At 71.8% G+C, this 15,400-nt stretch carries 17 protein-coding genes and 1 riboswitch; of the genes, 9 read left to right on the forward strand and 8 right to left on the reverse strand.

Annotated elements, in window-relative coordinates; translation table 11 throughout:
* Positions 1 to 118: 118 nt before the first annotated feature.
* Both BKE38_RS20435 and cobD read right to left on the reverse strand, forming a co-directional pair.
* Positions 119 to 316, reverse strand: coding sequence for a hypothetical protein (locus tag BKE38_RS20435; RefSeq protein ID WP_076959097.1), 198 nt, complete (start codon positions 314 to 316; stop codon positions 119 to 121).
* Between the two features lie 98 nt (positions 317 to 414).
* Positions 415 to 1,419 carry a threonine-phosphate decarboxylase CobD gene (gene cobD, locus BKE38_RS20440; protein WP_242662503.1) on the reverse strand — a complete coding sequence of 335 codons (1,005 nt, stop codon included), beginning with the start codon at positions 1,417 to 1,419 and terminating at the stop codon, positions 415 to 417.
* Between cobD and cbiB the strand changes: the two genes are divergently transcribed.
* The 5 genes from cbiB (at position 1,406) to ggpS (ending at position 6,923) form a co-directional block, all read left to right on the forward strand.
* Complete coding sequence (gene cbiB / locus BKE38_RS20445; protein ID WP_076959099.1) at positions 1,406 to 2,413, forward strand: adenosylcobinamide-phosphate synthase CbiB; 1,008 nt, start codon at positions 1,406 to 1,408, stop codon at positions 2,411 to 2,413. The genes cobD and cbiB overlap by 14 nt on opposite strands.
* Positions 2,414 to 2,512: 99 nt before the next feature.
* Positions 2,513 to 3,109, forward strand: a complete 597-nt coding sequence (locus BKE38_RS20450; RefSeq protein WP_076959100.1) for a hypothetical protein — start codon at positions 2,513 to 2,515, stop codon at positions 3,107 to 3,109.
* A gap of 411 nt (positions 3,110 to 3,520) precedes the next feature.
* Positions 3,521 to 4,651 carry an NAD(P)H-dependent glycerol-3-phosphate dehydrogenase gene (locus BKE38_RS20455; protein ID WP_076959101.1) on the forward strand — a complete coding sequence of 377 codons (1,131 nt, stop codon included), beginning with the start codon at positions 3,521 to 3,523 and terminating at the stop codon, positions 4,649 to 4,651.
* Positions 4,648 to 5,403, forward strand: a complete 756-nt coding sequence (locus tag BKE38_RS20460; RefSeq protein ID WP_076959102.1) for an HAD-IIB family hydrolase — start codon at positions 4,648 to 4,650, stop codon at positions 5,401 to 5,403. The genes BKE38_RS20455 and BKE38_RS20460 overlap by 4 nt, the downstream gene beginning before the upstream one ends.
* Positions 5,400 to 6,923 (forward strand): glucosylglycerol-phosphate synthase, encoded by a 1,524-nt coding sequence (gene ggpS / locus BKE38_RS20465; protein WP_076959103.1) that lies wholly within the window; start codon positions 5,400 to 5,402, stop codon positions 6,921 to 6,923. The genes BKE38_RS20460 and ggpS overlap by 4 nt, the downstream gene beginning before the upstream one ends.
* A 262-nt stretch (positions 6,924 to 7,185) precedes the next feature.
* Here ggpS and BKE38_RS32270 read toward each other — a convergent pair whose 3' ends face one another.
* The 6 genes from BKE38_RS32270 to BKE38_RS20490 form a co-directional block, all read right to left on the reverse strand.
* On the reverse strand, positions 7,186 to 7,332 hold the full coding sequence (locus BKE38_RS32270; protein ID WP_165694240.1) for a hypothetical protein: 147 nt from the start codon (positions 7,330 to 7,332) through the stop codon (positions 7,186 to 7,188).
* 77 nt (positions 7,333 to 7,409) lie between these two features.
* Positions 7,410 to 8,879: a cobyric acid synthase gene (locus BKE38_RS20470; RefSeq protein ID WP_207553622.1), complete on the reverse strand. Its 1,470-nt coding sequence runs from the start codon at positions 8,877 to 8,879 to the stop codon at positions 7,410 to 7,412.
* A gap of 2 nt (positions 8,880 to 8,881) precedes the next feature.
* Positions 8,882 to 9,481 carry a cob(I)yrinic acid a,c-diamide adenosyltransferase gene (cobO, locus tag BKE38_RS20475; RefSeq protein WP_076959104.1) on the reverse strand — a complete coding sequence of 200 codons (600 nt, stop codon included), beginning with the start codon at positions 9,479 to 9,481 and terminating at the stop codon, positions 8,882 to 8,884.
* Entirely contained in the window at positions 9,478 to 9,987 is a 510-nt protein-coding gene (gene cobU, locus BKE38_RS20480; RefSeq protein ID WP_076959105.1) for a bifunctional adenosylcobinamide kinase/adenosylcobinamide-phosphate guanylyltransferase, read from the reverse strand. Before cobU ends, cobO begins: the two co-directional genes overlap by 4 nt.
* A gap of 96 nt (positions 9,988 to 10,083) precedes the next feature.
* Positions 10,084 to 11,391 (reverse strand): methyl-accepting chemotaxis protein, encoded by a 1,308-nt coding sequence (locus BKE38_RS33670; protein WP_076959106.1) that lies wholly within the window; start codon positions 11,389 to 11,391, stop codon positions 10,084 to 10,086.
* Positions 11,366 to 11,890 (reverse strand): PAS domain-containing protein, encoded by a 525-nt coding sequence (locus tag BKE38_RS20490; protein WP_076959107.1) that lies wholly within the window; start codon positions 11,888 to 11,890, stop codon positions 11,366 to 11,368. Before BKE38_RS20490 ends, BKE38_RS33670 begins: the two co-directional genes overlap by 26 nt.
* A 144-nt stretch (positions 11,891 to 12,034) precedes the next feature.
* Positions 12,035 to 12,243, forward strand: a riboswitch (cobalamin riboswitch).
* A gap of 247 nt (positions 12,244 to 12,490) precedes the next feature.
* On the opposite strand from BKE38_RS20490, the gene BKE38_RS20495 reads away from it, so the two are divergent.
* The 4 genes from BKE38_RS20495 to BKE38_RS20510 form a co-directional block, all read left to right on the forward strand.
* Positions 12,491 to 12,742, forward strand: coding sequence for a hypothetical protein (locus tag BKE38_RS20495; RefSeq protein ID WP_076959108.1), 252 nt, complete (start codon positions 12,491 to 12,493; stop codon positions 12,740 to 12,742).
* Positions 12,743 to 12,775: 33 nt separating this feature from the next.
* Positions 12,776 to 13,165, forward strand: a complete 390-nt coding sequence (locus BKE38_RS20500; protein WP_076959109.1) for a DUF1636 family protein — start codon at positions 12,776 to 12,778, stop codon at positions 13,163 to 13,165.
* The gene (gene cobW / locus BKE38_RS20505) at positions 13,162 to 14,193 is read left to right on the forward strand and encodes a cobalamin biosynthesis protein CobW (protein ID WP_076959110.1); all 1,032 of its coding nucleotides are present in this window, start codon (positions 13,162 to 13,164) and stop codon (positions 14,191 to 14,193) included. Before BKE38_RS20500 ends, cobW begins: the two co-directional genes overlap by 4 nt.
* Positions 14,194 to 14,237: 44 nt before the next feature.
* A partial coding sequence (locus BKE38_RS20510) for a cobaltochelatase subunit CobN (RefSeq protein WP_207553623.1) occupies positions 14,238 to 15,400 on the forward strand: 1,163 nt, incomplete at its 3' end.

The following is a 15,400-nucleotide window of genomic DNA, read 5'->3' on the forward strand; positions in this document are numbered from 1 at the left end:
CTGCTGAACGGCAATACCGACGCCGCCATGCGCGCGGTCATGGCGGCGTCGGTATTGCCGTTCAGCAGCAGGATGCGCATCGGCCCAGCCTGGGCCGCGCCGCATCCCGCGGCAAGGGTCAGTTCTTCTGGAAGACCGGCGCCTGGCGGGTGGGGCCGCGGCCGGGGATGCGGGCGGGCGGCAGCTCGGCCTCCAGCAGCTCGGTCAGGCGGGTGATGTCGTGCTGCTGCAGCCCGCCGGGCTCGTCGCGCAGCGCGCGATGCGCGGCCATCAGGGCCACGAGATTGGCGGTGCCACAGGAACGGTGATGGAACATGCTTGTCTCTCCCCCAGCTTGGGGATGGTGGCGGTGAACCCCCGCATCTAACCGCTAATGAGAATAACTCGCAACTACAAAGCGGCGTGTGCCGCACCTCACCCCAGCGCCGAGGCCAGCCGAGCCCAGGCGGCCTCGTCCGGCGGCAGGCCGAAGCGCAGCCAGCGCGGCTGGCGGGCGAAAGGCCGGGTCAGGATCCCGGCGCGGCCCAGGCGCTGGTGCCAGACAGAGGCATCGCCCTCGGCCAGGCGGAACAGGCGGGTGCCGCCGATGATCCTCAGCCCGGCGGCCTGCAGCAGCGCGTCCAGCCGGGCGGCCTCGGCGGCCAGGCGGGTCGATTCGCCAGCGCGCCACGGGGCGTCGGTCAGGGCGGCGGCGCCGATCGCCAAGGCCGGGCCGGAGACCGCCCAGGGGCCGAGCCAGCCGCGGATCGCCGCCGCACGCTCGGGCGCCGCCAGGGCGAAGCCGAGCCGCAGCCCGGCCAGCCCATAGGTTTTTCCAAAGGACCGCAGCACGATGATCGCCGGATGCGGCAACAGGGAAGACGCCGAGGCCAGCTCGGGCTCCAGGTCGGCGAAGGCCTCGTCGACGACCAGCACCCCATCGCGGGCGGCCATGGCATCGGCCAGGGCGCGCAGCTCCCCCAACCCGACCCGCCGCCCATCCGGGTTGTTCGGGTTGCAGAGCAGCGCGGCGGGGGCGTCGAACAGCGCCTTGAAGGTGTCGACTTCCACGACCGCGGTGCCGGCGGCACCCCAGCAGGCGGCATGCTCGGCATAGGTCGGGCCCAGCACGGCCAGCCGCCCCTGCGGAAAGATCCGCGGCAGCAGCTGGATCAGCAGCTGCGTCCCCGGCGCGGCGGCGACCATCTCCGGCGTCGCGGCCTCGTAAGCGGCGGCGGCGGCGACGCGCAGGGCGCGCTCCGCCTCGGGTTCCGGCAGCCGCCCCCAGGCATCGGGACCCAAGGCCGGCACCGGCCAGGGCCGCGGATTGATGCCGGTGGACAGGTCGAAAAAGGGCTCCGGCGCCCCGGCGAACAACCGGCGCGCGGCGCCCAGCCGACCGCCATGTTCCAACCCGTCCTGCGCCATGCTAGCCGACACGCCTTCCACCCTCCCGGGATCCTTCGCCCTGACCGACCTGCTGCTGATCCTCGCCGGGGCGCTGCTGATCGAGGCCGCCTTCGGCTACCCCAAAGCGCTCTTCGCCGCCATCCGCCATCCGGTGGTCTGGATGGGTGCGTTTCTGTCAGTGCTGGAGCAGCGGCTGAACGACCCGGCCCGATCCGACCGCTTCCGCCGCGGCGCCGGGGTGGCGACGCTGGCCGCGCTGCTGCTGGCGGTGGGCCTGCCCACGGCGCTGCTGCAGGCGGCGTTGATCGGCAGCCTGCCGGGGATGATCGCGCTGGCCGTGCTGATCGCCAGCCTGCCGGCGCAGCGCAGCCTGCACGATCATGTCGCCGCCGTGGCCGAAGGACTGGAGAAGGATGGCCTGGCAGGCGGAAGAAAAGCCGTCGCCATGATCGTCGGCCGCAACCCCGAAAGCCTGGACGAGGCCGGCGTCGCCCGCGCCGCCATCGAAAGCCTGGCCGAGAATTTTTCCGACGGCATCGTCGCCCCCGCCTTCTGGGCCGGGGTCGCCGGGCTGCCGGGGGCGGCGCTCTACAAGGCGGCCAACACGGCGGACAGCATGATCGGCCATCGCTCGGCCCGCTACCGCGCCTTCGGCTGGGCGGCGGCGCGCTTCGACGACCTGGTGAACCTGCCGGCCTCGCGGCTGGCGGCGCTGTGGCTGGTGGCCGCGGCCGCCCTGCTGCCCGGCTGCTCGGCCAGGGCGGCGGCGCGGGCGGTGGCGCGGGATGCGCGGCGCCACCGCTCGCCCAATGCCGGCTGGCCGGAGGCGGCGATGGCCGGCGCGCTGGGCCTGCGCCTGGCCGGGCCGCGCGTCTATGGCGCCGAGCGGGTGGAGGATGGCTGGATGGGCGACGGCCGCGCCGAGGCCGATGCCGCCGACCTGCGCCGCGCGCTGCGCCTCTATCGCCTGGCCTGCGCGCTGCAGCTGGGTGCCGTGCTGGCGCTGGCGGCGGCCCTCGGCTGAGGCACCGCTGCGCGCAGCTGTGATGCCGCGATGCTTGAAGCCGGTGTCGCAGGAGGCGCAAGCTTTCCCCCGGTCCAGGAAAAGCACCGGGGAATCGCGATGCGCCGCGCCGTCACCCTGCTGTCGCTGCTGCCGCTGCTGCCCTTCGGCGCCGCGGCGCAGGTCATGGCCGATGCCCAACCCATCGACCCCGGCCCTGCCCCCAGCGCCACCGAGCGCCTGGCCCGCCGCCTGCCGTCCGAGCTGCTGGGCTATCGCCGCATCAGCGAGACGGAGGCGCTGCGCCGTGGCAGCACCGTCCGCTACGCCGCCACCGATGGCGAGCGCATCATGGTCTCGGTCATGGTCTATGCCAGCGAGGGCAGCGGCACCCCGGAGGAGGAGCTGCAGCGCGCCAGCGCCGAGACCGAGGCCCTGGCCGGCACCGGCCGCTACCGCGCCGTGACCGCCCAGGCGCTGCCGCCGGCGGCGACGCCCGCTTTGGCCGAGGCCACCCCGGCGCTGCGCTGCACCAGCTTCACCCTGCAGCCGCAGCAGGGCCGGGCCAGCGCCGACGGGATCTGCGTCGCGCTGCAGTCGGGGCATGTGGTGAAGGTTCGGGTGAACAGCCTGTCGCAGCCCGATGCCGGCCGCGCCGGCCGCATGGCCGCCGAGATGGCCGAGGCCGTCGGCCAGGTCTTCGCCAGCGCGCGCTGAGGTTTTTTTCTTGCGCTTTGCTTGGCGGGCGCCGGGGCCGCCGGCGCCGTCGCCTCGTAGCGCATTCTGCCTGAGGCGTGACCCCCGCTCGATTCGCCATCAGCGACAGCGCGACCCTTTCTGGCACCGCACAGACCAGCGTGCCCCCTCGCCGGAAATGGATTTTTCTATCCCTAGCAACGCCGAATATATGATCGGAAGAAACCGGAAAAACTGGTTACTTCCATCCAAATAACGGCGACAAAATACTTCATGTCCCGGCTGCGCGTCGGATTCTGGACTTGAATTTTGCAGCGCACCATCGCAGCTTAAGCCCTCCATAACCACCAGCGAGCATATCCCGCCGCGGCCTCCTGCCGCCCATCACTTGAATCCAGCGGCCCGCGGCCGCCAAGACGGAGGGCCCATCCCGTGCGCCACACCGGATCCGCCACCCCGAATGCCGACTTCCACGAACCCGCCCCCTATGGCCGCGTCGCCATTATCGGCGGCGGCGCCTGGGGCACCGCCCTGGCCCTGGCCGCCGAGCGCGCCGGACGCGAGACCACCCTCTGGCTGCGCGAGGCCGAGGCCGCGGCGCAGATCGCCCGCACCCGCCAGAACCCCTTCCTGCCCGGCCACCGCCTGCCCGGGTCGATCCTGGCCACCACCGACCTGGCCGCGGCGCTGCGCGGCGCCGAGCTCGCCGTGCTGGTGGTGCCCTCGCAGCATCTGCGTGGCATCGCGACCCGGGTCGAGGCGCTGCTGCCCGAGGGCATTCCCGTCACCCTCTGCGCCAAGGGGATCGAGGCCGATACCGGCGCGCTGATGACCCAGGTCATCGCCGAGGAAATGCCGGGCCGGCCGCAGGCCGTGCTGTCCGGCCCCTCCTTCGCCATTGAGGTCGCCGAGGACCAGCCGACCGCCGTCACCATTGCCGCCCCCGCCGGGCCCGACGGCATTTTCGCCGAGGGCCATCCGGCCGCGCGCATCGCGGTGACCTTCGCCAGCCGGCATTTCCGCCCCTACCTGTCCGACGACCCGATCGGCGTCGAGGTCAGCGGCGCGGTGAAGAACGTGCTGGCCGTCGCCTCCGGCATCATCGACGGGCGCGGCATGGGGTCGAACCCGCGCGCGGCGTTGCTGGCCCGGGGCCTGGCCGAGATCAGCCGGCTGTCGGTGGCCCTCGGCGGCAGGGCGGAGACGGTGCTGGGCCTGTCGGGCGCCGGCGACGTGATCCTGACCTGCTCCTCGACCAAGTCGCGAAACTTCTCCTTCGGCCAGGCAATCGGCGCCGGCCGCGTGCCGGACACCGCCCGCGGCGCCGTGGTGGAAGGCGTGGTGAATGCGCGCTCCGTCCTGGCGCTGGCCCAGAAGCGCGGCGTCGCCATGCCGATCTGCGAGGCGGTGGACCGCGTCGTCCATCACGGCCTGCCGGTGGAGCGCGCCATCGCCGCCCTGCTGACCGGCCCGCTGCGCGCCGAGCCCCGCGCCCTGGAGCACCGCGCCAGCATCGCGCACCCGGCGACGGAAGCGCCGCTGCGCCGGAGGGTCTTCGCATGAAGGCGCCGCTGAACCTGGTGCTGGCCACCGACCTGGACGGCACCTTCCTGGGCGGGACCGAGGCGGAGCGCCGCGCCCTCTACCAGGAGCTCGACGCCCGGGACGACGTGCTGCTGATCTTCGTCACCGGCCGCGACCGCGACTTCATCCGCGAGCTGGTGGAGACGCCCGGCATGCCGCGGCCGCGCTATGTCATCGGCGATGTCGGCACCTCGGTCTTCGACGGCGACACCTTCCAGCCGATCCCCACCCTGGAGGCGGACATCGTTTCACGCTGGAACGATGCCGGCCCGCGGGTGCGCGAGATGCTGTCAGCGGAGCCCGGGCTGCGCCCGCAGCCCACCCCCTTCCGCCACCGCGTCAGCTACTACTACGACCCCGAGCAGCTGCAGCCGCGCACCGTCGCCCGCATCGAGGAGGCCGGCTTCGACTGCGTCCTCTCGGCCGACACCTATCTGGACGTGCTGCCGCGCGGCATCGCCAAGGGCCCGACCCTGCTGCGGCTGGTGCATGCGCTGGGCCTGCCGGCCGAGCGCGTGCTGACCGCCGGCGACACCATGAACGACCTGTCGCTGTTCCAGACCGGGCTGCGCGGCGTCGCCGTCGGCAATGCCGAGCCGCGGCTGGTGGCGGCGCTCGACGCCCTGCCGCCCGAGCAGGCCCGCCTGATCCACCGCCCCCGCGCCGAGGGTGCCGCCGGCATCGCCGACGCCATCCGTCATTTTTCCCTGCTGCCGGAGGCCGTGGCATGACCCAGCTCGCCCAGAAGAAGTCGTCCCTGGTCATCGTCTATCACCGCCAGCCCTATGAGGAGGCGGTGGAGAACGGCCAGACCGTGTTCCGCCCGAACCGCAGCCCGAACGGCATCGTGCCGACGCTGAAATCCTTCTTCGGCCGCACCGCCCCGGGCGCCGGCGCCTGGGTCGCCTGGAAGCTGGCCAAGCCGGGCGAAAGCTTCGAGCGCGCCGTGCATATCGACGACGTCAACGGCGGCTACACCGTCTCCCGCCTCGGGCTGACGGCGGAGGAAGTCGAGAGCTTCTACCACGTCACCTCCAAGGAGGCGCTGTGGCCGGTGCTGCATTCCTTCCCGTCGCTGTTCCACTACGACAACGCCGACTGGGACACCTTCCGCGCCGTGAACCGCAAGTTTGCCGAGGCCGCCGCGGCCCAGGCCGAGGACGACGCGGTGATCTGGGTGCATGACTACAACCTGTGGCTGGTGCCGGCCTACCTCCGCCAGCTGAAGCCGCGGGCGCGCATCGCCTTCTTCCACCACACGCCCTTCCCGGCGGCGGATGTCTTCAACATCCTGCCCTGGCGGCGCGAGATCCTGGACAGCCTGCTGGCCTGCGACCTGGTCGGCTTCCACATCCCGCGCTACGCCCGCAACTTCGCCGAGCTCGCCCGCGCCCTCGCCGGCGCCGAGATCGCCGAGACCCGCCCGGTCGACCCCGCCTTCGCCGCCCCCGGCCAGGCCTTGTCCGAGCCCGACATGCCGCGCCTGCTGCGCCACAATGGCCGCAGCATCCGCCTGGACAGCGCCCCCGTCGGCACCGACGCGCAGCTGATCCGCGAGGTGGTGGAGCGCCCCGAAAGCCGCGCCCAGCAGCAGGAAACCCGCGACGGCCTTTCCGGTCGTCGCATGATCATGGCCGTTGGCCGCACCGACTACACCAAGGGCATGATCGAGGCGCTGCAGGGCTTCGAGCGGCTGCTGGAACGCCGCCCCGCGCTGATCGGCGAGGTGAAGCTGGTGGCGACCTCGGTCCGTGCCGCCGCACAGATGAAGGTCTACGAAGACACCCAGCGCGACATCGAGGCGCTGGCCGGCCGCATCAACGGCCGCTTCTCCAAGCTGGACTGGACGCCGGTGGTGCTGTTCACCAACTCCATCCCCTTCGAGACGCTGCTGGCCTACTACAACGTCGCCGATATCTGCCTGACCACGCCGCTGCGCGACGGGCTGAACCTGGTGGCCAAGGAATATGTCGCCGCCAAGCGCGGCGCGCCCGGGTCGCTGATCCTGTCGGAATTCGCCGGCTGCGCAGTGGAGCTGCCCCAGGCGGTGCTGACCAACCCCTATTCCAAGCGCAACCTGGATCGCGCCCTGGACGAGGCGCTGGACATGCCGGCCGCCGAAGCTGCCGGGCGCATGAAGGCGATGGAGAAGGCGGTCCAGAACTGCGACATCGCCTGCTGGGCGGACCACATCTTCAGCGAGTTCGAGGCGATCGGGTTCCAGAGCAGTTCAGCGGCAGTGGCAGCCTAAAAGCGAAAAGGCGAGGGGAATGAATTCCCCTCGACCCCTTCGTTTTTCTGTCTGGTGCCATGTCCGGTTCGTGGCCCGGCCCGGCAGCAGCGCGACCTTCAAGGTCGCGCTGTTCTGTTTGTTCTAGGTTCCACCTGGATGCTGTCGCGACGCCTCGGGGGAAGCGCCGGCTCGCAACGGCCGCGGACCAGAACGAAGATGGGGCGCGAAACCATGGGTTCGCAGGAGGAAGTCATTCCCCCCAGCCTGCCCTTGTCTTCCCTTACCGGGCTTCCTTCGCCAGCCGCAGGCATTGCACCAGCCGCGGCGCCCCGCCGCGGAGTCGCTCCTCGCGGTAAAGGCGGGCCGCCCGTGCGGCCAGGGACTCGCCGCGGGAGAGATTCTTCAGGCTTTGCAGCAGCATGGTCATGGCCGGGGGGTCCATTCGGGTTGGCGCTGTTGGGGAAACGCGGCGGCAGGGCTTGCAGTTTGCCGCTCCCGCAACCGTCATCTTGCTGTTGCCAGAGCCAGTAGCGAGTCAATCTTCAGATATCGCTCGAAGTGGCCGGCCAGCGCGTCCAGCGTAGCCTCGACCTCCGCCTCGTGACGGCGTGGTGCGGCCTCTGTGCCGAGTCGCGCCAGCCAGCCGGCGCGCTGGGCGTCGTCGGCGAAGAAGCCATGGACATAGGTGCCGGCGACCCGGCCGTCGGCCGAGCCAGCGCCGTCCAGCCGGCCATCCTCGAGGCGCAGCAGGGGGCGGGCCGTGTCGAGGCCGGCGGTGCGGCCGATATGCATCTCGTAGCCGGCGAAGGGCAGGCCGTCGGCGAGGCTCTGCCCGCGGGCGGGGGAGAGCTGCTTCTGGCCCGCCAGCACGGTCTCGACCTGCAGCAGGCCAAGGCCGGGGACGCTGCCCGGCGGCCCCTCGGCGCCCTCGGGGTCGGCGATGGTGGTGCCCAGCATCTGGTAGCCGCCGCAGATCCCCAGGATCCGGCCGCCGCGGCGGTGATGGGCCAGGATGTCGATGTCCCAGCCCTCGGCGCGCAGCGCCGCCAGGTCGGCGATGGTGGCCTTGGAGCCGGGCAGGATCACCAGATCCGTGTCGCCCGGCAGCGGCATGCCGGGGCGCAGCAGGATCAGCTCGACCCCAGGCTCGGCGGCCAGCGGGTCGAGGTCGTCGAAATTGGCGATGCGCGGCAGCAGGGGAACGGCGATGCGGCAACCGCCCCCTGCTCGCCGCGGCAGGTGGTCCAGCAGGTCCTGGGCGTCCTCGGCCGGCAGGCGGCGGGCGCTCTCGAAGAAGGGCACCAGCCCGCAATCAACCCAGCCGGTGGCCTGGGCGATGGTCGCCATGCCGTCGGCGAAAAGGCTGGCATCGCCGCGCATCCGGTTGACGATGAAGCCGCGGATCAGCGCCGCATCCCCGGGCGCGACGACATGCTTCGTGCCCACCAGCGAGGCGATCACCCCGCCGCGGTCGATGTCGCCCACTAGCACCACGGGCGTCTCGGTCGCCCGGGCGAAGCCCATATTGGCGATGTCGCCGGCACGGAGATTGACTTCAGAGGCGCTGCCGGCCCCTTCGACCAGCACGATATCCGCCTCGGCCTGCAACCGGGAAAAACTGTCCAGGACGAAGGGCATTAGGGATGGCTTCATCGCCTGGTAGTCGCGGGCACGCGCCGTCGCATGGACGCGGCCCTGCACCACCACCTGGCTGCCGATCTCGCTTTGCGGCTTCAGCAGCACCGGGTTCATGTGGACGCTGGGGGCGACGCCGGCGGCGCGGGCCTGCAGCGCCTGGGCCCGGCCGATCTCGCCGCCATCGGCGGTGACGGCGGCGTTGTTCGACATGTTCTGCGGCTTGAACGGCCGCACCACCAGGCCGCGCCGGGTCAGCGCGCGCGCCAGCCCCGCCACCAGCAGCGACTTCCCCACCGAGGAGCCGGTGCCCTGGAACATCAGCGCCGCGCCGCGCATCGTCAGAACTCGATGCCTTCCTGGGCCTTCACCCCGGCGGCGAAATGGTGCTTGCGCGGCAGCATCTCGGTGACCAGGTCGGCGGCCTCCATCAGCGCCGGCGGCGCGTTGCGGCCGGTGACCACGACGTGGAGCATCGGCGGCCGGTCCATCAGCCCGTCGATCACCTCGGGCAAGGGCAGGTAGTGGTAGCGCAGCGCGATGCAGAGCTCGTCCAGCACCAGCATCCCCAGGCCGTCCTCGGCCTTCAGCGCCATCGCCTTGTCCCAGGCGCGGCGGCAGGCGGCGACGTCGCGCTCGCGGTCCTGGGTCTCCCAGGTGAAGCCCTCGCCCATGCTGTGCCATTCGAGGCCGGGCATGGCCTCCAGCAGCGGCCGCTCGCCGGTGCTCCAGGCGCCCTTGATGAACTGCACGACGCCGACGCGGCGGCCCCGGCCCAGCATGCGCAGCGCCAGGCCGAAGGCGGCGGTCGACTTGCCCTTGCCGGCGCCGGTATGGACCATCAGCAGGCCCTTCTCGACCGTCTTGGACGCGACCTCGGCGTCCTGCACGGCCTTGCGCTTGGCCATCTTGTCGCGATGGCGGTCGGCGTCCTCGGTCATGCGTCCCCCTTCATCACCAGCGGCAGCCCGGCCGCCACGAAATGCACATGCGCGGCCCGCGCCGCCAGCCGCTGGTTCAGCAGCCCGGCCTGGTCGCGGAAGGCGCGGGCCAGCCTGTTCTCCGGCACGATGCCCAGGCCCACCTCGTTGGCGACCAGCACGGTGGGCGCGGCGCGGCCGTCCAGCGCCGCTTCCAGGGCAGCGGTCGCCGCGGCGACGTCATGCTCGCCCAGCATCAGGTTGGTCAGCCACAACGTCAGGCAATCCACCAGCGCCGGCCGGTCGCCTGCCTGATCCAGCGCGCCCGGCAGATCCAGCGGCGCGCCGATGGTCGCCCAGCGCGCGTCCCGCCGCGCCTGGTGCTGCGCAATGCGGTCGCGCATCTCACCGTCCCAGGCCTCGGCAGTGGCGATATAGGCCCAAGGGGCGGCATGCCGCGCCACCAGCGCCTCCGCATGGCGGGACTTTCCGGAACGGGCGCCGCCGAGGACGAGAGTGAATCCCATGCCGGCGGGGGTAGAAGGAAGCACAGGCAAGGGGAAGGCCAGGGGGAATGAATTCCCCCTGGCCTTCCCCTTCTTTTTTCTGCGGTGAAAGCGGCGTCAGACCGCCTTCCGCGCCTGCCCCATGAACACGCCCACCTCGGCGCTCAGGCGTTCGGCCTCCCCGGAGAGACCCACCGCCGAGTCCCGCATCGACGTCGCGGCCTGGTCCGTCTGGCGGGCGGCCAGGCGCACCGCCTCGATGTTGCGGGCCACTTCCGCCGTGCCCTCGGCCGATTGCTGGACGCTGCGGGCGATCTCGGCGGTGGCGGCGCTCTGCTCCTCCACCGCGGCGGCGATGGCGGTGGCGACCTCGTCGGTCTCGCGCACCGTGGCGCCGATGTTGTCGATCGCCTGGATCGCCTCGGCCAGGGCCTGCTGCATGGCGCCGATCTGCTGGGTGATCTGGTCGGTCGCCTGCGCCGTCTGGTTGGCCAGGCTCTTCACCTCGCCGGCGACGACCGCGAAGCCCTTGCCGGCCTCGCCGGCGCGGGCGGCCTCGATGGTGGCATTGAGAGCAAGAAGATTGGTCTGGGCGGCGATGCCATTGATCAGCTGCACCACCTCGCCGACCTGCTGGGCGGCGCCGTTCAGCCCGGCGACCGTGCCGTTGGTCTGCTCCACCGCGCCCACCGCCGAGCGGGCGATCTGCGAGGCGCGGCCGACCTGCCGGGTGATCTCGGAAACCGAGGAGGACAGCTGGCGCGCCGCCACCGCCACGTTCTGCGAGCTCGCCTCGGCCTGGTGGGTGGCGGCGGCGGCGGCCTCGGCGCGGGCGCTGGTCTGCTCGGCGGTGCCGGACATGGCCTCGGCATTGCCCCGCAGCGCGGTCGCCGCGGTCGCGACATTGGCGATGACGCCGCCGACGCCCCGCTCGAAGCCGTCGGCGAAGGCGCCGAATTCGGCCGCCTTGGCCTCCATCACGCCGGCGCCGGCATTGAGGTCGCGGGCGGCGTTGCGGAAGCTGCCCGGCAGCCCGCGCAGCAGCACCTTCCGATAGTAGCGGCCGGAGGTGGCGGCGCGCATGGCGCCGGCGGATTCGCGGACGAAGGCGTCGGTGATGTCCAGCATGGCGTTCACCGCGCCCTGCATCCGGCCGAGCGGGCCGGGCGCGGGCAGCTCCAGGATGCGGGCCTCGAGCTCGCCCTTGGCGGCGGCCTCGCAGACTTCCGCCGCGCGCAGCATGGCGGCCTGCTGGCGGGCCAGCGCGATTCCGGTCCAGCCGGTGGCGGCCAGGGTCGCGGCGGCGGGGGCCAGCGCCACCCAGCCGGTCTCGCCCGAGGCGAGCGCCGCGACGGTGGCGACGGCGCCCAGCGCGGTCGCGGCCAGCGGCGGCCGGGGATCAGAGAGAGAAGACAAAGCGCTCATAGCTCACCCCCTGCTGGGTCAGGAGCTGCTGCAGCGCGGCGCCCCCCTGTTGCATGCCCTGCTTGCGGTCGGCGGCGGCGGCCTCGGCGCGCAGCAGCTGCTGGTAGACCGGCTGGATCTTCGCCACCTGGGCCGGGTCCGGCTTGCGGCGGTTGGAGTGGTAGCCGACCACGGTGCCGCGGGCGTCGCGGGTCGGCGTGGCATGGGCGAAGACCCAGTAGTGGCTGCCATCCGCCGAGAGGTTCAGCACATAGCCGAAGAACTCCTCGCCCTTCAGCAGGGTGTCCCAGAACAGCTTGAAGACGCAGCGCGGCATCTCCGGGTGGCGCACCAGGCTGTGCGGCGCGCCGATGACCTCCCGCGGCGTATATTTGGAAACACGCATGAAGACGTCGTTGGCGTAGAGGAGGCGGCCTTTGGGGTCCGTCTTGGTGACGATCAGTTCTTCCTCGCCGAGCGGGGCTTCCCGGCCGGTCGGGGTCACTTTTTGTCTGGACATCTGCTTGGGATGCTTTCGCGTCGTCTTTTTCTGGCGGCCGGACCTTAGGCAAAAAAATGTTAACCATTTCCTAGACCGGCCTTGCGTCCAGCCCCGCAGAGGGTTGCGCCCAGGACGATGCGTTTGACAGCGGGCGCGGCCGCCGCCTAGGACGGGGGCGATGGTCCTTCCGAAGGGAAGGTGAAAAGGGAACGCGGTTCCCGGGGGCGGCTTCGCCCCTGCAATCCGCGGCTGCCCCCGCAACTGTGTGCGGAGAGCGCCTGGCCGACACGCCACTGGGGTCGCCCCCGGGAAGGCCGGTCGGGCGCGTTCGATCCGCGAGCCAGGAGACCTGCCATCGCCAGCGGATCGTGCCACCGGGCGGGGTGCCTCGGGGCGGCAGCGGGATGCCGGGTGCGAATCCCGGCATGTCGACCCGGGCGCGCCAGGGCCCGGGCGGTCGAATGCGCCCTTTCCGGCCCGCTGCGGGCCGCCGCAACCGCGGCTGATCTCGGGGCCATCGTTTGACCGTCCGGCCAGAATTTTTTTGCACCTTGCGCAACGGTCCGGCAACCCAAGCTCGTGCATGGGCGTTTTCGCCCGCCGGCTTGGGGAAACAGCATGGGCGGAACCATCCGATTCGCGGCGCTGCTGCTGGCCGCCCTGCTGCTGGCGGGCGGCGGGCGGTGGTATGCCTATGTCACCAACAGCTCGAGCCCCTACGACGAGGTCGGCACGGCGCTGAACGGCTATATGCCGGCGGCGCTGCGCGGCTGGGGCTGCGGCAGGCTGCGCGCCAGCTTTCCGGCCGTGAACATGCCGCCGCTCGGCTGCCAGCGGCCCGACCAGCCGAACACCTGGCTGGGCGCCTGATCTTCCTGTCCGCGATGCGCGGCGGCGCCGCGCATGGCTGACCGCCCCATCCTCACCGTCTGCACCAGCTGCCGTGCCGGCCACGACCTGGCCGAGGGCCAGACGCCGCCCGGCCGCCTGCTGCACGACGCCCTGGCCGAAGCCCTGGCCACGCAGCCCGAGCCCCCGGTCGAACTGCGCGGCGCCGCCTGCATGGCCGCCTGCGCCCGCGGCTGCACCGCCGCCATCGCGGCCCCCGGCAAATGGACCTATCTGCTGGGCGAGCTCGACCGTGAAATGGCCGGCGATCTGCTGACCTATGCCAGCGCCTATGCCGCCCATGCCACGGGGGCGCTGCTGCCGTCCCGCCGGCCCGAATCGCTCCGCCGCGCGGTGATTGCCCGGCTGCCCGACTTCACACTCCCGAAGGACCCCGCCGCATGAGCGACCTGCAGAAGATCCCGGCCACCATCGTCACCGGCTTCCTCGGCGCCGGGAAGACCACGCTGGTGCGCCATTTGATGCAGCATGCCAATGGCCGCCGCATCGCCATCATCGTCAACGAGTTCGGCAGCCTCGGCATCGACGGCGACACGCTGAAGAATTGCGGCATCCCCGGCTGCGAGGAGGAGAACATCGTCGAGCTGGCCAATGGCTGCCTCTGCTGCACCGTCGCCGACGATTTCCTGCCCACCATCCAGGCGCTGATCGACCGGCCGAACCCGCCGGAGCATATCCTGATCGAGACCTCCGGCCTGGCCCTGCCCAAGCCGCTGATTAAGGCCTTCAACTGGCCCGGCATCCGCTCCCGCGTGACCGTCGATGGCGTCGTCACCGTGGTCGACGGCCCGGCGGTGGCCGAGGGCCGCTTCGCCGACGACCCGGAAGCCGTCGCGGCGCAGCGCGCCGCCGACCCGTCGCTCGACCACGACAACCCGCTGGCCGAGGTCTATGAGGACCAGATCAACGCCGCCGACCTGGTGGTGGTGAACAAGGCCGACCTGCTGGACGCGGCGGCGCTGTCCGCACTCCGCGCCCAGATCGCCACCCAGCTGCCGCGCGCGGTGAAGGTGGTGGCCACCCGCGAGGGCGCGCTGGAGCCGACTGTGCTGCTCGGCATCAACGCGGCCGCCGAGGACGACCTGGCCGCCCGCCCCTCGCACCACGATGCCGAGGATGGCGCGCATGAGCATGACGACTTCGATTCCATGCTGCTGGTGATGCCGGAATTTGCCTCCCCCGAGGCGCTGATGACCCGGCTGCAGGCGGCGGCCGAGGCGCATGACATCCTGCGCCTGAAGGGCTTCGTCCGCATTGCTGGCAAGAAGGCCCGGCTGGCGGTGCAGGGCGTCGGCCGCCGCTTCCGCCACAGCTACGACACCGATTGGGTCGACAGCCGCGAAGGCCATCTGGTCGTCATCGGCGAGACCCATATGGACCGCGAGGCCATCGCCAAGATGATTCTGGGCTAGGATCGCCGTCCCCGCCCATCGAGGCGGGGACAACGGACAAAAAAATGCATTTGGTGGTGCGCGAAAGGCGGGGGCTGGACGAGGTCGAGGGCGCGGTCGAGCTCGGCCAGGCCCCGGCCGACCTTGTCTTTTTGTCTTTTGCCGACAGCGACCTGGGCGCGGCTTCCGTCGCCTGGCAGGGGTTTTCCGCGCCGCGCCCCAGCCTGCGCCTGGCCAATCTGGCGAAGCTGGCGCATCCGATGTCGGTCGACCTCTATGCCGAGGCGACGCTGACCGAAAGTCGCTGCATCGTGGTGCGGCTGCTGGGGGGCCTGGACTACTGGCGCTACGGCGCCGAGGAAATTTCTGCTCTCGCCCGGCGCGAGGGCATTCCCCTCGCCCTGCTGCCCGGCGACGGCCGCGCCGATCCGCGACTTTCTTCTCTTTCCACCATGCCGGAAGCGATCCTGGCGCGGCTGGACGGGTTGTTCTCGGCGGGTGGCCCGGAGAATGTCGCGGCAGCGTTGCGGCTGGCGCTGCATGCGGGAGCACTCGGGCCTGATGACGGCGCCACCCCCACCCCGCTGCCGATGGCCGGCGAGCATGGGCTCGGCGCCGAGGATACCGCGCCCGACGCGATTCTGCTGTTCTACCGCTCGCATCTGCTGGCCGGCGACATCGCCCCCGTCCTGGCGCTCGCCGCGGCGCTGCGGGCGCGCGGGCTGCGGGTGCGCGGGCTTTTCGCCGCCAGCCTGAAGGATGCCGTCTGCGCCGGCTTCGTGGCGGAGCGGCTGGCCGCCTGGAAGCCCCGCGTGGTGCTGAACGCCACCGGCTTCTCCGCCCGCCAGGACGGCGTCTCGCCGCTGGAGGCCGCCGGCGCGCCGGTGCTGCAATTGCTGCTCTCCTCGGCGCCGCGGGCCTTGTGGCAGGGCTCGACCCGCGGGCTGTCGCAGACGGATCTCGCGATGCAGGTGGTGCTGCCGGAGCTCGACGGCCGCCTGCTGACCGCCGCCATCGGCTTCAAGGCCCCGACCGCCGAGATCGAAGGCCTCGGCTATGTCCCGCAATTGTCGCAACCGGATGCCGGGGGCGTGGCGCTCGCCGCCGACCGTGCGCTGGGCTGGGCGCGGCTGTCCGGCCTGGCGCGCGGCGAACGGCGGGTGGCGGTGCTGCTGTCCGACTATCCCGCGGTGGGCGGGCAGGCCGGGCATGCGGTGGGCCTCGATTC

This window comes from Teichococcus deserti (assembly GCF_001982615.1).
Lineage (GTDB): Bacteria > Pseudomonadota > Alphaproteobacteria > Acetobacterales > Acetobacteraceae > Pseudoroseomonas > Pseudoroseomonas deserti.

Excerpts from the sequence above, each read along its gene's own strand:
- BKE38_RS20435 (WP_076959097.1), bottom strand. The coding sequence starts at position 316 with ATGTTCCATCACCGTTCCTGTGGCACCGCCAATCTCGTGGCCCTGATG.
- cbiB (WP_076959099.1), top strand. The coding sequence starts at position 1,406 with ATGCTAGCCGACACGCCTTCCACCCTCCCGGGATCCTTCGCCCTGACC.
- BKE38_RS20450 (WP_076959100.1), top strand. The coding sequence starts at position 2,513 with ATGCGCCGCGCCGTCACCCTGCTGTCGCTGCTGCCGCTGCTGCCCTTC.
- BKE38_RS20460 (WP_076959102.1), top strand. The coding sequence starts at position 4,648 with ATGAAGGCGCCGCTGAACCTGGTGCTGGCCACCGACCTGGACGGCACC.
- ggpS (WP_076959103.1), top strand. The coding sequence starts at position 5,400 with ATGACCCAGCTCGCCCAGAAGAAGTCGTCCCTGGTCATCGTCTATCAC.
- BKE38_RS32270 (WP_165694240.1), bottom strand. The coding sequence starts at position 7,332 with ATGACCATGCTGCTGCAAAGCCTGAAGAATCTCTCCCGCGGCGAGTCC.
- BKE38_RS20470 (WP_207553622.1), bottom strand. The coding sequence starts at position 8,879 with ATGCGCGGCGCGGCGCTGATGTTCCAGGGCACCGGCTCCTCGGTGGGG.
- cobO (WP_076959104.1), bottom strand. The coding sequence starts at position 9,481 with ATGACCGAGGACGCCGACCGCCATCGCGACAAGATGGCCAAGCGCAAG.
- cobU (WP_076959105.1), bottom strand. The coding sequence starts at position 9,987 with ATGGGATTCACTCTCGTCCTCGGCGGCGCCCGTTCCGGAAAGTCCCGC.
- BKE38_RS33670 (WP_076959106.1), bottom strand. The coding sequence starts at position 11,391 with ATGAGCGCTTTGTCTTCTCTCTCTGATCCCCGGCCGCCGCTGGCCGCG.
- BKE38_RS20490 (WP_076959107.1), bottom strand. The coding sequence starts at position 11,890 with ATGTCCAGACAAAAAGTGACCCCGACCGGCCGGGAAGCCCCGCTCGGC.
- BKE38_RS20495 (WP_076959108.1), top strand. The coding sequence starts at position 12,491 with ATGGGCGGAACCATCCGATTCGCGGCGCTGCTGCTGGCCGCCCTGCTG.
- BKE38_RS20500 (WP_076959109.1), top strand. The coding sequence starts at position 12,776 with ATGGCTGACCGCCCCATCCTCACCGTCTGCACCAGCTGCCGTGCCGGC.
- cobW (WP_076959110.1), top strand. The coding sequence starts at position 13,162 with ATGAGCGACCTGCAGAAGATCCCGGCCACCATCGTCACCGGCTTCCTC.